Source organism: Citrobacter sp. RHBSTW-00887 (assembly GCF_013728095.1).
In the GTDB taxonomy this organism is placed as follows: Bacteria; Pseudomonadota; Gammaproteobacteria; order Enterobacterales; family Enterobacteriaceae; genus Citrobacter; species Citrobacter braakii.
Window position 1 is genome coordinate 1,016,119 of the sequence record NZ_CP056267.1, and the last position, 13,206, is coordinate 1,029,324.

At 50.3% G+C, this 13,206-nt stretch carries 13 protein-coding genes; 12 read left to right on the top strand and 1 reads right to left on the bottom strand.

The window, feature by feature from the left end:
- Positions 1-237: 237 nt before the first annotated feature.
- The 10 genes from cmtB to HV314_RS04955 all read left to right on the top strand — a co-directional run bounded on the left by cmtB (position 238) and on the right by HV314_RS04955 (position 10,329).
- The gene (gene cmtB / locus HV314_RS04910; RefSeq protein WP_181547461.1) at positions 238-681 is read left to right on the top strand and encodes a PTS mannitol transporter subunit IIA; all 444 of its coding nucleotides are present in this window, start codon (positions 238-240) and stop codon (positions 679-681) included.
- A 27-nt stretch (positions 682-708) separates the two neighbouring features.
- Positions 709-2,088: a PTS mannitol transporter subunit IICB gene (locus HV314_RS04915; protein WP_016157435.1), complete on the top strand. Its 1,380-nt coding sequence runs from the start codon at positions 709-711 to the stop codon at positions 2,086-2,088.
- A gap of 24 nt (positions 2,089-2,112) precedes the next feature.
- Positions 2,113-3,390 carry a zinc-binding dehydrogenase gene (locus HV314_RS04920; protein ID WP_181547463.1) on the top strand — a complete coding sequence of 426 codons (1,278 nt, stop codon included), beginning with the start codon at positions 2,113-2,115 and terminating at the stop codon, positions 3,388-3,390.
- Positions 3,387-4,358, top strand: a complete 972-nt coding sequence (gene glpX / locus HV314_RS04925) for a class II fructose-bisphosphatase (protein ID WP_131346837.1) — start codon at positions 3,387-3,389, stop codon at positions 4,356-4,358. Before HV314_RS04920 ends, glpX begins: the two co-directional genes overlap by 4 nt.
- A gap of 15 nt (positions 4,359-4,373) precedes the next feature.
- Positions 4,374-4,883 carry an MltR family transcriptional regulator gene (locus HV314_RS04930; RefSeq protein WP_016154381.1) on the top strand — a complete coding sequence of 170 codons (510 nt, stop codon included), beginning with the start codon at positions 4,374-4,376 and terminating at the stop codon, positions 4,881-4,883.
- On the top strand, positions 4,880-5,590 hold the full coding sequence (locus tag HV314_RS04935) for a nucleoside/nucleotide kinase family protein (RefSeq protein ID WP_181547465.1): 711 nt from the start codon (positions 4,880-4,882) through the stop codon (positions 5,588-5,590). Before HV314_RS04930 ends, HV314_RS04935 begins: the two co-directional genes overlap by 4 nt.
- Before the next feature lie 287 nt (positions 5,591-5,877).
- Positions 5,878-6,906 (top strand): erythrose-4-phosphate dehydrogenase, encoded by a 1,029-nt coding sequence (gene epd, locus HV314_RS04940; RefSeq protein WP_016154379.1) that lies wholly within the window; start codon positions 5,878-5,880, stop codon positions 6,904-6,906.
- A 39-nt stretch (positions 6,907-6,945) separates the two neighbouring features.
- Positions 6,946-8,109 (top strand): phosphoglycerate kinase, encoded by a 1,164-nt coding sequence (pgk, locus tag HV314_RS04945; protein ID WP_003027032.1) that lies wholly within the window; start codon positions 6,946-6,948, stop codon positions 8,107-8,109.
- An 88-nt stretch (positions 8,110-8,197) separates the two neighbouring features.
- Positions 8,198-9,277 carry a class II fructose-bisphosphate aldolase gene (gene fbaA / locus HV314_RS04950; protein WP_003027029.1) on the top strand — a complete coding sequence of 360 codons (1,080 nt, stop codon included), beginning with the start codon at positions 8,198-8,200 and terminating at the stop codon, positions 9,275-9,277.
- Between the two features lie 191 nt (positions 9,278-9,468).
- Positions 9,469-10,329 (top strand): small-conductance mechanosensitive channel MscS, encoded by an 861-nt coding sequence (locus HV314_RS04955; RefSeq protein ID WP_016154372.1) that lies wholly within the window; start codon positions 9,469-9,471, stop codon positions 10,327-10,329.
- Positions 10,330-10,370: 41 nt separating this feature from the next.
- Here the strand turns inward: HV314_RS04955 and dctP are convergent, their stop codons facing one another.
- A complete protein-coding gene (gene dctP, locus HV314_RS04960; RefSeq protein ID WP_181547467.1) occupies positions 10,371-11,417 on the bottom strand; it encodes a TRAP transporter substrate-binding protein DctP in 1,047 nt (348 codons plus the stop codon).
- Between the two features lie 200 nt (positions 11,418-11,617).
- Here dctP and argO point away from each other — a divergent pair, with 200 nt between their 5' ends.
- Both argO and HV314_RS04970 read left to right on the top strand, forming a co-directional pair.
- The gene (argO, locus tag HV314_RS04965) at positions 11,618-12,253 is read left to right on the top strand and encodes an arginine exporter ArgO (RefSeq protein WP_016157426.1); all 636 of its coding nucleotides are present in this window, start codon (positions 11,618-11,620) and stop codon (positions 12,251-12,253) included.
- A gap of 93 nt (positions 12,254-12,346) precedes the next feature.
- The gene (locus tag HV314_RS04970; protein WP_029139653.1) at positions 12,347-13,069 is read left to right on the top strand and encodes an oxidative stress defense protein; all 723 of its coding nucleotides are present in this window, start codon (positions 12,347-12,349) and stop codon (positions 13,067-13,069) included.
- Positions 13,070-13,206: the final 137 nt, after the last annotated feature.

The window sequence follows — 13,206 nt, forward strand, 5'->3', positions numbered from 1 at the left end:
TGAAAATGTAGATTTGCATCACAAATATGATATTTAGCGATGTTTTATATTTGTAACTTGAGTCACATTATTTCTGTTGACTTTTATATTTCTTTTCTCAATTCATTGTTTTTAAAGGCATCATCAAAAAACATTCTGCGCTGTATGTAGTTTTCTCCTCGATTGATTTCATTTCGCCGTGCGCGTATTTTATTTTTAACGCTAACTCGTACCCTAAAAATAAAATAAGGAAAATGTATGCGGCTGATTGATTACTTTCCCGAATCATCTATCTCAATAAAAAATTCAGCAAAGAACTGGCAGGAGGCAATTGACTTTTCTATGTCATCCTTACTTGCCAATCATTATGTCAATTCAGATTATATTCAGGCCATTAAAGACTCAACGATTAACAATGGTCCTTATTATATTTTAGCGCCAGGTGTCGCCATGCCGCACGCTCGACCGGAGTGTGGCGCGTTAAAAACCGGTATGTCATTAACGCTTCTCAAACAGGAAGTGAAATTTGCCGAAGATGATGAAGGTGTCAGATTATTAATCGGATTGTCGGCGGCTAATGCTGATTCACACATTGGCGCTATTCAGGCCTTAAGCGAATTATTATGTGAAGAGGAAGCACTAACCGCTTTGTTAGCGGCTAAATCAGAAAAACAATTGGCGGATATTATCGCTCAAGCATAATTAACGGTTTCCTTTCAGGACATTATTATGGAAAACAAGTCTGCTCGTGCCAAAGTCCAGGCTTTTGGTGGGTTTTTGACTGCAATGGTCATTCCTAACATCGGCGCATTTATTGCCTGGGGTTTTATTACCGCATTATTTATTCCTACTGGTTGGATGCCGAATGAGCATTTCGCCAAAATTGTCGGTCCGATGATTACCTATTTACTGCCCGTCATGATTGGCTCCACTGGGGGACATCTGGTTGGCGGGAAACGCGGTGCGGTGATGGGGGGCATTGGTTCTATTGGCGTTATTGTGGGCGCGGATATCCCGATGTTCCTTGGCGCGATGGTAATGGGGCCGCTTGGCGGTTGGGTGATTAAGCATATCGACCGTCTGCTGGAAAAACGCATTCCTGCAGGCTTCGAGATGGTTATCAATAATTTCTCTCTTGGTATTGCGGGAATGCTTTTATGCTTGCTGGGGTTTGAAGTTATCGGCCCGGCGGTTCTCATTGCCAATAATTTCGTGAAGGAGTGTATTGAAGCGTTGGTTCATGCGGGCTATCTGCCGTTGCTATCCGTAATCAATGAGCCGGCAAAAATCCTCTTTCTGAACAATGCCATCGATCAGGGGGTGTATTATCCGCTGGGGATGCAGCAAGCTTCTGAAACGGGAAAATCAATTTTCTTCATGGTGGCATCTAACCCAGGGCCGGGATTAGGTTTGTTACTCGGCTTTGCTATCTTTGGCAAAGGGATGAGTAAAAAGTCTGCGCCAGGCGCCATGATTATCCACTTCCTAGGTGGTATTCATGAACTGTATTTCCCGTATGTGCTGATGAAGCCTCTGACCCTGATCGCGATGATTGCCGGGGGAATGACCGGGACGTGGGTATTCCACCTGCTGGACGGTGGGTTAGTTGCGGGGCCAAGCCCAGGATCTATATTCGCCTATCTGGCATTAACGCCGAAAGGTTCTTTCCTCGCGACCATTGCAGGAGTCACTGCGGGAACCGTTGTTACTTTTGTTATTACCTCTGTCATCCTGAAAATGGAAAAGAACGTTGAAACAGAAAGTGAAGATGACTTTGCTGAATCAGCCAGAGCCGTCAAAGCAATGAAGCAGGAAGGGAAATTCTCTTATAAAAACATTAAACGTGTCGCTTTTGTCTGTGATGCAGGAATGGGTTCCAGTGCTATGGGGGCAACCACGTTTCGTAAGCGTCTGGAGAAAGCGGGATTGAATATTACTGTGACGCATTATGCTATCGAAAACGTTCCGCAAGATGCCGATATTATTGTCACCCATGCCAGTCTTGAAGGTCGTGTTAAACGTGTAAGTGAAAAGCCATTAGTGCTGATTAAGAACTATATTGGTGACCCATTGTTGGATGATTTATTTAAACGCATTACTGCGAACTAGCCTTCTTCTATTTTTGGAGTGAATATGAAAACGAAAGTTGCTGCCATATATGGCAAGCAGGATATTCGTATCCGTGAGTTTGAACTGCCTGCAATTACAGATAATGAATTGTTAGTAAGCGTAATATCCGATAGCGTTTGTTTGTCCACCTGGAAAGCAGCAGCATTGGGGAGCGATCATAAACGCGTACCGGACGATCTGGGAAATCATCCGGTTATTACCGGACATGAATGTGCAGGTATCATTGTTGAGGTGGGGAAAAACCTGACGGATAAATATAAGAAAGATCAGCGTTTTGTGTTGCAACCCGCGATGGGATTGCCAAGTGGATATTCAGCGGGATACAGCTACGAATATTTTGGCGGCAATGCGACATATATGATTATCCCGGAAGTGGCGATTAACCTGGGATGCGTTTTGCCTTACCACGGCTCTTATTTTGCCGCCGCCTCATTGGCAGAACCGATGTGCTGCATTATTGGCGCGTATAACGCGAATTTTCATACCACGCCTTACGTTTATGAGCATCGCATGGGGATTAAGCCAGGGGGGAACATTGCGCTTCTGGCCTGCGCCGGGCCGATGGGTATTGGTGCAATAGATTATGCCATTAACGGAAGTATTCAGCCGTCACGCGTGGTGGTGGTCGACATTGACGAAGCACGACTGGCGCAGGCTAAAAAACTGTTGCCCGTTGAGCTGGCGGCAGAAAAGGGGATTGAGCTCATCTATGTGAATACTACTGGCATGGATTCTCCGACAGCGATGCTGCGAGCGTTAACTCATGACGCAGGTTTTGATGATGTCTTTGTGTATGCGGCAGTGCCTGCAGTTGTTGAGATGGCTGATGATTTACTCGCGGAAGATGGTTGCCTGAATTTTTTTGCCGGTCCTACGGACAGTAACTTCAAAGTGCCGTTTAATTTTTATAACGTGCACTACAACAGCACTCACGTTGTCGGGACATCCGGTGGTTCAACGGATGATATGAAAGAGGCTATTGCGCTCAGTGCAACTGGCCAACTGCAACCGTCGTTTATGGTGACGCACATTGGCGGCCTTGATGCAGTTCCGGAAACTGTATTGAATTTACCGGCGATCCCCGGCGGTAAGAAGCTGATATATAACGGCGTTACCATGCCACTAACCGCCATTGCTGATTTTGCCGAGAAAGGGAAAACTGACCCATTATTCAAAGAACTGGCGCTGCTGGTGGAGGAGACGCACGGTATCTGGAATGAAAAGGCAGAAAAATACCTTTTGGCACACTTTGGCGTTGATATCGGGGAGGCGGCGATATGATGTCGCTGGCATGGCCGCTATTTCGTATCACGGAGCAGGCTGCACTGGCAGCCTGGCCGCAAACCGGGTGCGGCGATAAAAACAAGATTGATGGTCTGGCTGTGACGGCAATGCGGGAAGCATTGAACAGTATTGCCATTCGCGGACGCATCGTTATTGGCGAAGGGGAGATTGATCAAGCCCCGATGCTGTGGATTGGTGAAGAAGTGGGAACCGGCAGCGGACCTGAGGTAGATATCGCCGTTGATCCTATCGAAGGAACCCGAATGGTGGCTATGGGGCAAAGCAATGCGCTGGCCGTCATGGCGTTTGCCCCTCGCGGTAGTTTGTTACACGCTCCTGATATGTACATGAAAAAACTGGTTGTTAATCGGTTTGCGAAAGGGGCGATTAATCTGGCGCTGCCGTTGGCAGATAATTTGCGTAATGTGGCAGAGGCATTGGGTAAACCGCTGGAGCGACTGCGGATGGTGACGCTGGATAAACCGCGCCTTCAACCAGCGATTGCCGAGGCGACACGGCTTGGCGTCAAGGTCTTTGCTCTGCCCGATGGTGACGTGGCCGCCAGCGTGCTGGCCTGTATGCAGGAGAATCCTTATGATCTGATGTATACCATTGGCGGCGCGCCTGAAGGGGTTATTTCAGCCTGTGCGGTTAAAGCGCTGGGGGGCGATATGCAGGCTGAACTGATTGATTTTTGTGAAGCGAAAGGAAATAACGCAGATAATCGTCTGATTGCGGCACAGGAACATCAGCGCTGCGCGGAAATGGGCGTTGAGATCAACCGGATCTACGCGTTGGACGAACTGGTAGGGGGAAATAAGATCCTCTTTAGCGCGACAGGGGTCACGGGCGGAGATCTTGTGAAAGGGATCCAACAGGTTGCGAATGGTGTGCGCACGCAAACTTTACTGATCGGCGGCGCGGATCGAACGTGTAATATAATAGACTCTCTGCATTCATGGTGATTTATCGAGAAACGAATGACGACGCTGACAGAAGACGATGTGCTTGAGCAACTGGATGCTCAAAATAATTTACTCTCGTTTATGACGACGGCACATAACATTTTGCTCCAGGGCATTAAGCGCTTTCTACCGTCGCTGTTCGTTAATAACGATGAAGAGATCGTGGAATATGCAGTGAAGCCGTTACTCGCCCAGAGTGGACCGCTTGACGATATCGACGTTGCGTTACGTCTGATTTATGCGTTGGGAAAAATGGATAAATGGCTTTATGCCGACATCACCCATTTCTCTCAGTTTTATCAGTACCTGAACGAGCAGGATAATATCCCCGGTTTTGCCGATGACATTACCTGGGATTTTGTCAGCAACGTGAACAGTATCACCCGCAACGCAACGCTCTACGGTGCGCTGGAGTCGATGAAATTTGCCGACTTTGCTGCGTGGTCCGAAGTGCGCTTTAGCGCAATGGTCAAGACGGCAATGACGCTGGCAGTGACGGCGATTTTAAAGGAATTAACGCCGTGAAAATCAAACTAACGGTGAATGGGCTACAGGTTGAAGCACATTACCGTGATGATGAGATAGAGAACGTCCACAAACCGTTATTACAACAGCTGGCAAAAATACACGCCACTCACCCGCAGCGACGAACGATCGTTTTTCTCAGCGCACCGCCTGGTACGGGTAAATCGACGCTGACCACCTTCTGGGAATATCTCTCCCGTCAGGATCCTGGCCTGCCGGAGATCCAGACGCTGCCGATGGATGGCTTCCATCACTACAACACCTGGCTGGATGCTCATAACCTGCGAGCATACAAAGGTGCGCCGGAAACCTTTGATGTGGATAAACTTGCACAGAATCTACGTCTGATAAGGGAAGGGGAGGGCTCCTGGCCACAGTACGACCGGCAAAAACACGATCCGGTAGAAGCGGCTATAACAGTGATCGCGCCGATTGTGATTGTGGAAGGAAACTGGTTATTACGCGATGATGAAAGGTGGCGGGCGTTAGCTGAGTTTTGTGATTATTCGCTGTTTATTCGTGCTCCTGCCAACGCGCTCCGTACACGATTGGTAGGCCGTAAACTGGCGGGCGGACTATCACAAGCTGACGCTGAGGCGTTTTATGAGCGTACCGACGGACCGAATGTTCGTCGGGTACTGGAAGCGAGTCTGCCTGGTGACCTGACGCTGGAGATGCTGGAATCTGGTGAATATCGGATTGCGTGAAGGCCAATTATTCCTGTTAAGCCGTAATGATTATTACGGCTTACTGGAATAATTTCCCCCGGTCTCAGCGGGAAAAATGTGATGTACGTCAGATAACTGTTTTCTTTGGCTGGACAATCATTCCTTTTATTCCGCGTTTCGCTTATTCTAGCTGAAGCGTTTCAGTCGATTAAATGTTCGACAATTAACCAATTAGTCGCAGTTTGCGACAGGTAAGGTTTCCCTGAGCGATTTGCTGCATTACTCTGTCTGCCACATCGTTTCTGAGAAATCCTTGCAGGAGACCTATGACCGTACGCGTAGCGATTAATGGTTTCGGTCGCATCGGACGCAACGTGGTTCGTGCTTTGTATGAATCCGGGCGTCGGGCGGAAATCACCGTGGTGGCAATCAACGAACTGGCGGATGCTGCAGGCATGGCGCATTTGTTGAAATATGACACCAGCCATGGACGTTTTGCCTGGGATGTTCGTCAGGAACGTGACCAGCTCATCGTTGGCGATGACGCGATCCGCATTCTGCATGAGCGAACGCTCGATGCGCTTCCCTGGCGCGAACTGAGTGTCGACGTTGTGCTGGATTGTACGGGGGTCTTCGGCAACCGCGAACACGGCGAGGCGCATATTGCCGCTGGTGCAAAAAAAGTGCTCTTTTCACATCCTGGTAGTCACGACATCGACGCAACCGTTGTGTATGGCGTTAATCAGGATCAGCTGCGCGCTGAACACCGGATCGTTTCCAACGCCTCCTGCACCACGAATTGCATAATACCCGTCATTAAATTGCTGGATGATGCTTACGGCATTGAGTCTGGTACCGTCACCACGATCCACTCCGCGATGCACGATCAGCAGGTTATTGATGCCTATCATCCTGACCTGCGTCGCACGCGAGCGGCCAGCCAGTCTATTATTCCGGTTGATACCAAACTGGCGGCGGGCATCACGCGAATTTTCCCGCAGTTTAACGATCGTTTTGAAGCGATTGCGGTGCGTGTACCGACCATAAATGTGACGGCGATCGACTTAAGCGTGACGGTGAAAAAACCAGTAAAAGCCAGTGAAGTCAACCAGTTGCTGCAAAAAGCAGCACAAGGTGCATTTCATGGTATAGTTGACTATACGGAATTACCGTTGGTCTCTGTAGATTTTAACCACGACCCGCACAGCGCCATCGTTGATGGTACGCAAACGCGCGTGAGTGGCGCTCACCTGATCAAAACGCTGGTCTGGTGTGATAATGAATGGGGCTTTGCTAACCGTATGCTCGACACAACGTTAGCGATGGCTGCTATTGGTTTCAGGCTCGACGCTTGAGCGTCGACAAAACTTTATGAATCAACGAGAGGATTCACCATGTCTGTAATTAAGATGACCGATCTGGATCTGGCTGGTAAACGCGTTTTTATCCGTGCGGACCTGAACGTACCAGTTAAAGAAGGGAAAGTAACCAGCGATGCGCGTATCCGTGCTTCCCTGCCGACCATCGAACTGGCCCTGAAACAGGGTGCTAAAGTGATGGTAACTTCCCACCTGGGTCGTCCTACCGAAGGCGAGTACAACGAAGAATTCTCTCTGCTGCCGGTTGTTAACTACCTGAAAGACAAACTGTCTGCTCCGGTTCGCCTGGTAAAAGATTACCTGGACGGCGTTGAAGTCGCTGCCGGTGAACTGGTTGTTCTGGAAAACGTTCGCTTCAACAAAGGCGAGAAGAAAGACGACGAAGCACTGTCCAAAAAATACGCTGCGCTTTGCGACGTATTCGTAATGGACGCTTTCGGTACCGCTCACCGTGCGCAGGCTTCTACCCACGGTATCGGTAAATTCGCCGACGTAGCTTGCGCTGGTCCGCTGCTGGCTGCTGAACTGGACGCGCTGGGTAAAGCGCTGAAAGAACCTGCTCGTCCGATGGTGGCTATCGTTGGTGGTTCTAAAGTTTCTACCAAACTGACCGTTCTGGACTCTCTGTCAAAAATCGCTGACCAGCTGATCGTTGGTGGTGGTATCGCGAACACCTTCGTTGCTGCTCAAGGCCACAACGTCGGCAAATCCCTGTACGAAGCTGACCTGGTTGATGAAGCTAAGCGTCTGCTGACGACTTGTGATATCCCGGTCCCGACTGACGTTCGCGTAGCGACTGAATTCTCTGAAACTGCACCGGCTACGCTTAAATCCGTTAGCGATGTAAAAGAAGACGAGCAGATCCTGGATATCGGCGACGCTTCTGCACAGCAGCTGGCTGACATTCTGAAGAATGCGAAAACCATTCTGTGGAACGGCCCGGTTGGCGTGTTCGAATTCCCGAACTTCCGCAAAGGTACTGAAATCGTTGCTAATGCTATCGCAGACAGCGAAGCATTCTCTATCGCAGGCGGCGGTGACACCCTGGCAGCAATCGACCTGTTCGGCATTGCTGACAAAATCTCCTACATCTCTACTGGCGGCGGCGCATTCCTCGAATTCGTGGAAGGCAAAGTACTGCCAGCAGTAGCCATGCTCGAAGAGCGTGCTAAAAAGTAAGACATTGATGGGCAGGGAAACCTGCCCAATTATTAGCGCGCTGTCGAGCGCGCCCCCTTTCCAAGGCCGAAGATACAGGACTCGCAACATGTCTAAAATTTTTGATTTCGTAAAACCAGGCGTAATCACTGGTGATGACGTACAGAAAGTTTTCCAGGTAGCTAAAGAAAACAACTTTGCTCTGCCAGCTGTTAACTGCGTTGGTACCGACTCCATCAACGCCGTTCTGGAAACCGCTGCAAAAGTTAAAGCGCCGGTAATCGTCCAGTTCTCCAACGGTGGTGCTTCTTTCATCGCGGGTAAAGGCGTGAAGTCTGACGTTCCTCAGGGCGCTGCAATCCTGGGTGCGATCTCTGGTGCGCATCACGTTCACCAGATGGCTGAACACTATGGTGTTCCGGTTATCCTGCACACTGACCACTGCGCGAAGAAACTGCTGCCGTGGATCGACGGTCTGCTGGACGCGGGTGAAAAACACTTCGCAGCAACAGGCAAACCGCTGTTCTCTTCTCACATGATCGACCTGTCTGAAGAGTCTCTGGAAGAGAACATCGAAATCTGCTCCAAATACCTGGCGCGCATGTCCAAAATGGGCATGACTCTGGAAATCGAACTGGGTTGCACCGGTGGTGAAGAAGACGGCGTGGACAACAGCCACATGGACGCTTCTGCACTGTACACCCAACCGGAAGACGTTGACTACGCATACACCGAGCTGAGCAAAATCAGCCCGCGTTTCACCATCGCAGCGTCCTTCGGTAACGTACACGGCGTTTACAAGCCGGGTAACGTAGTTCTGACCCCGACCATCCTGCGCGACTCTCAGGACTATGTTTCTAAGAAACATAACCTGCCGCATAACAGCCTGAACTTCGTCTTCCACGGCGGTTCCGGTTCTACTGCTCAGGAAATCAAAGATTCCGTAAGCTACGGCGTAGTGAAAATGAACATCGACACCGATACCCAATGGGCTACCTGGGAAGGCGTTCTGAACTACTACAAAGCAAACGAAGCTTACCTGCAGGGTCAGTTGGGTAACCCGAAAGGCGAAGATCAGCCGAACAAGAAATACTACGATCCGCGCGTATGGCTGCGTGCTGGTCAGGCAACCATGATCACCCGTCTGGAACAGGCTTTCAAAGAACTGAACGCGGTTGACGTTCTGTAATTTACGCCGTCCAACGTGACATGAGGCCCGCAAATGCGGGCCTTTTTTATTGCCATTTCAATGTGCTGCTGACAGAGAATTCTGTGATCTGTTTGGCAAAATATGAGTTTATTGTTTACCCTTGTCAGGTTGCCAGTCCCGTTAGGGCGGCTTTATTTCTCCCGTTTGGGTAAGCAAAAAAGGAATATTGAATGGAAGATTTGAATGTTGTCGACAGCATAAACGGTGCGGGCACCTGGCTGGTCCGCAATCAGGAACTACTGTTGAGCTATGCCGTCAACATCGTTGCGGCCATCGCGATTGTCATTATCGGTATGATCGTGGCGCGTATCGTATCAAACACCGTTAATCGCCTGATGCTGGCGCGTAAAATTGATGCCACCGTTGCCGACTTTCTTTCTGCACTGGTGCGCTACGGTATTATCGCTTTCACGCTGATTGCCGCGCTGGGTCGCGTTGGGGTGCAAACTGCCTCCGTGATCGCCGTTCTCGGTGCCGCAGGTTTAGCTGTCGGTCTGGCACTGCAAGGGTCGCTGTCCAACCTCGCCGCAGGCGTGCTGCTGGTGATGTTCCGTCCGTTCCGCGCGGGTGAATATGTAGACCTTGGCGGCGTTGCGGGAACCGTGCTTAACGTGCAGATTTTCTCCACAACTATGCGTACCGTAGACGGTAAGATTGTGGTGATCCCAAACGGTAAAATCATTGCCGGGAACATCATTAACTTCTCTCGCGAGCCGGTCCGTCGTAACGAATTTATTATCGGCGTGGCCTACGACTCCGATATCGATCAGGTGAAAAAAATCCTCACTGATATCATCCAGTCTGAAGATCGCATCCTAAAAGACCGTGAAATGACGGTGCGCCTGAATGAGCTGGGCGCTTCCTCGATTAATTTCGTCGTACGTGTCTGGAGCAACAGCAGCGATCTGCAAAGCGTCTACTGGGATGTACTGGAGCGTATTAAGCGCGAGTTTGACGCCAACGGTATCAGCTTCCCGTACCCGCAGATGGATGTGAACTTTAAACGCGTGAAAGAGAACGCGACCGAGTAACTTCAGCTAAAAACGCCCGCCAGAGAGAGGCGGGCGTTGATTTATCTCGTCTTGTTAAGAATTGCGCTGACACCCTGCATCAGCTCGCCAACATCGTTTATTCCTTTACTTTCCTGTTGGGCAATCCATTCGGCCTGAACGTGCTGATACCCGGTAGCGGCTTGCCACGCATTCAGCTCGCTGTTGGTCAGGTAATGAACGTGTGCACCCTCTTTTGCCATCTTTTTCGCCATTGCGGTCAGGCTTGCGTCCTGCACTGCGCCAATACGCTTTTGCGTCATGGCGGCGGCCCGATTGATGGCTGCGCGATCTTTCACGTCCAGGCTATCCCAGACGTCTTTATTCATCACCAGAAGATAAACGTGTCCGAGCCAGAGCGAAGGGGAGAGCTGAATATAGGGGGCCGCCCGCTGGGCATGGATATCATCTCCGCTGTCGAGGTTAACCATCAGGCCGTCAAGCTGTCCGGTCTGAAGCGCATCGGTAATTTTTTCATTCCATGGCATGCTGACCGGCACGCCGCCCGCGTTGCGTAAAAATGATTGATGCCAAAAGCTGGCGGTCCGCCATTGGCTTGCATTCAGCTGTGCCAAATTGACGTTCGGTTTGGTAGTAAAAAATCCAACCGGATAGCCGAGGAAAAACTGAAGATTCACCAGATTGTTGTTTTCCAGCTCGCGACCAAACTGGCGATACTCGCGGAAAATCCGCTGAAAGGCGTTAACCTGCGCTTCACCACGACCCGGTCCGAGGGGGAAGCTCTTAAAAATCTGGTGTCGCGGCAGTTGTTCGGGCGTGTACTCAGGGACCACGATCCCCATATCCGCCACGCTGCCCTGGCCGATAGTTTTTAAGGCGTCATAGCTGGTGGACAGCTCGCCGTTCCAGTGAGCGTCGATTTTCAAACGTCCAAGCGACTCTTGTTCGATCGCGCGAAAAAAAGTCTCTTTTATGAGCCGGGTACGCATGTTGCCATATGGCTCGTGATCGGTATAGCGCAGCGTTCTGTCTGCGCTGGCGACAGTGGGCCACAAACTGGTAACTATCAGCGAGGCACAGAAGAGAAAAATGTTCGCGTTATGCTTCATACCCATTCCTTTGGTATAGACAGATTTATCTTTCAGCATACCTCGGGTAACGCACAATCGCTATTGTCAGAGACTGAATATGGAGGGGAGTGTGCGCGGTATTATTAATAATGCTAATTACTGATTAATATTATCCATTTCCTCTAATGAATCCCGCGCAGTATAGTCTGCCCACAAGACAATTATGTGAGATGTTTTACATGTTATCCTACTATTTTCAAGGGCTTGCGCTTGGTGCAGCCATGATACTTCCGCTTGGTCCACAAAATGCCTTCGTGATGAATCAGGGGATCCGTCGTCAGTATCACATCATGATTGCTTTACTCTGCGCCATCAGCGATTTAGTGCTGATTTGCGCGGGTATCTTCGGCGGTAGCGCCTTGCTGATGCAGTCGCCATGGCTGATGGCGCTGGTCACCTGGGGCGGGGTCGCATTTTTACTCTGGTACGGATTCGGTGCGCTAAAAACGGCGATGAGTAGTAATCTGGAACTGGCCAGCGCCGAGGTGATGAAGCAGGGGCGCTGGAAAATTATCGCCACTATGCTGGCGGTGACATGGCTCAACCCACATGTTTACCTGGATACCTTTGTGGTGCTCGGGAGTCTGGGGGGACAACTGGATGTTGAGCCTAAACGCTGGTTTGCACTGGGAACCGTCAGCGCTTCGTTCCTGTGGTTCTTCGGTCTGGCATTGCTGGCGGCCTGGCTGGCACCGCGTCTGCGAACTGCGAAAGCACAGCGCATCATCAATACGCTGGTAGGATTAGTGATGTGGTTTATCGCTTTTCAGCTGGCAAAAGAAGGTGTTGCGCACGTTCAAGCGCTGTTCAACTAAGTGTTGTCTGATGGACAACGCAGCGAGATCGGCTAAGCTTGCCTGCATGTGCCCTGAGTTTTGGGGTAATTAATGAAACATGGAGGAACGACCGTGAAGTTCAAAATAATGGCCCTGGCGGCATTAGTCGGATTCAGCGCACTATCGGTACAGGCAAATGAGTTGCCAAATGGACCACACATCGTGACTTCCGGAACGGCAAGCGTAGATGCAACACCAGACATCGCCACCCTGGCGATTGAAGTGAACGTTGCTGCAAAGGATGCGGCTTCCGCGAAGAAGCAGGCCGATGAGCGCGTGGCGCAATATCTGTCCTTCCTTGAACAGAACCAGATAGCGAAGAAAGACATTAGCGCTGCAAACTTGCGTACGCAGCCGGACTACGACTACCAGAACGGCAAAAGCATTCTCAAAGGCTATCGTGCGGTGCGCACCGTTGAAGTCACGCTGCGTCAGTTAGACAAACTCAACGCTCTGCTTGATGGCGCGCTGAAGGCCGGTCTGAATGAGATTCGTTCGGTATCGCTGGGCGTTGCCCAGCCGGATGCTTACAAAGACAAAGCGCGTAAAGCGGCGATTGATGATGCGGTTCATCAGGCTGAACAGCTGGCCGCGGGCTTTAATAGCAAACTGGGTCCCGTTTACAGCGTGCGTTACCACGTTTCCAATTATCAACCAAGCCCGATGGTACGGATGATGAAAGCAGATGCAGCGCCTGCAACCTCCGCTCAGGAAACCTACGAACAGCCGGTTATTCAGTTTGACGATCAGGTTGATGTCGTCTTCCAGATTGAGCCTACAGTAACCAATAAGTAGTCTTGATAAGGCGTAAGTCGCCATCCGGCAAGATTTTAGCCTGATGGCGATGCTTACGCGTCTCATCAGGCCGACAAAACATTCCAGCCGGTTTTTTCTGTGAGCAACTGTAAAAATGAGACCTCACATTCAGTCTT

What these genes read in the sequence shown, in the direction of transcription:
- cmtB (WP_181547461.1), top strand. Translation starts at nt 238, where the DNA reads ATGCGGCTGATTGATTACTTTCCCGAATCATCTATCTCAATAAAAAAT.
- HV314_RS04915 (WP_016157435.1), top strand. Translation starts at nt 709, where the DNA reads ATGGAAAACAAGTCTGCTCGTGCCAAAGTCCAGGCTTTTGGTGGGTTT.
- HV314_RS04920 (WP_181547463.1), top strand. Translation starts at nt 2,113, where the DNA reads ATGAAAACGAAAGTTGCTGCCATATATGGCAAGCAGGATATTCGTATC.
- glpX (WP_131346837.1), top strand. Translation starts at nt 3,387, where the DNA reads ATGATGTCGCTGGCATGGCCGCTATTTCGTATCACGGAGCAGGCTGCA.
- HV314_RS04930 (WP_016154381.1), top strand. Translation starts at nt 4,374, where the DNA reads ATGACGACGCTGACAGAAGACGATGTGCTTGAGCAACTGGATGCTCAA.
- epd (WP_016154379.1), top strand. Translation starts at nt 5,878, where the DNA reads ATGACCGTACGCGTAGCGATTAATGGTTTCGGTCGCATCGGACGCAAC.
- pgk (WP_003027032.1), top strand. Translation starts at nt 6,946, where the DNA reads ATGTCTGTAATTAAGATGACCGATCTGGATCTGGCTGGTAAACGCGTT.
- fbaA (WP_003027029.1), top strand. Translation starts at nt 8,198, where the DNA reads ATGTCTAAAATTTTTGATTTCGTAAAACCAGGCGTAATCACTGGTGAT.
- HV314_RS04955 (WP_016154372.1), top strand. Translation starts at nt 9,469, where the DNA reads ATGGAAGATTTGAATGTTGTCGACAGCATAAACGGTGCGGGCACCTGG.
- dctP (WP_181547467.1), bottom strand. Translation starts at nt 11,417, where the DNA reads ATGAAGCATAACGCGAACATTTTTCTCTTCTGTGCCTCGCTGATAGTT.
- argO (WP_016157426.1), top strand. Translation starts at nt 11,618, where the DNA reads ATGTTATCCTACTATTTTCAAGGGCTTGCGCTTGGTGCAGCCATGATA.